This is a genomic window from Mycobacterium sp. P7213 (genome assembly GCF_900604305.1).
Taxonomy (GTDB): Bacteria; Actinomycetota; Actinomycetes; order Mycobacteriales; family Mycobacteriaceae; genus Mycobacterium.
Window position 1 is genome coordinate 1 of the sequence record NZ_UWOA01000134.1, and the last position, 504, is coordinate 504.

The 504-nt window shown below is 62.7% G+C and carries 1 protein-coding gene and 1 pseudogene; both read right to left on the reverse strand.

The annotated features are described in order from the left end of the window. Positions 1-16: 16 nt before the first annotated feature. The gene (locus tag EJK91_RS21575; protein WP_046287208.1) at positions 17-304 is read right to left on the reverse strand and encodes a WXG100 family type VII secretion target; all 288 of its coding nucleotides are present in this window, start codon (positions 302-304) and stop codon (positions 17-19) included. A 29-nt stretch (positions 305-333) separates the two neighbouring features. Then, positions 334-504, reverse strand: a pseudogene (locus EJK91_RS21580) (type VII secretion protein EsxS); the annotation flags it as partial.

The following is a 504-nucleotide window of genomic DNA, read 5'->3' on the forward strand; positions in this document are numbered from 1 at the left end:
GTCAGCCCCACTTGGGTCAGCCCCACTTGGCGGCTTCGGCGGTGTCGCGCGCGTTCATCATCAAGGTGTTGGTCTCATGGGTGGAGGCCATTGCCCGATAGGCAAGCACCAACTCCTCCATCGCCTGATTCCACTGCGCCTGCCACGCCTGATACGTCATACCCGTATCGCCCTGCCACGCCGCCGACAACGCCGCCTGCTCACTGGCAATGTCAGCACCCACCGCCTGCAACGTGCCCGCATACCCGTTCATCTCAGCCGCATGGGCCAGCATCGCCGGGTAGTTGTACATAATCTGTGACATCAGTCTGCTCCTTTTCCCTGGTCCGCCCGCTAAACCCCGGTGTAACCAGAAGCCGCAGCAGCGTCAGCCGCCACATACGTCGAACCGGCATCCGCCAGATTCACCTGCGCCATATCCAGCAACGCATTCACCCGCGCCGCCATCGCCACAAACCGGGCATGCGACCCCTGAAACGCCGCAGCCGCCTCACCCACATGAAA

What these genes read in the sequence shown, in the direction of transcription:
- EJK91_RS21575 (WP_046287208.1), bottom strand. Translation starts at nt 304, where the DNA reads ATGTCACAGATTATGTACAACTACCCGGCGATGCTGGCCCATGCGGCT.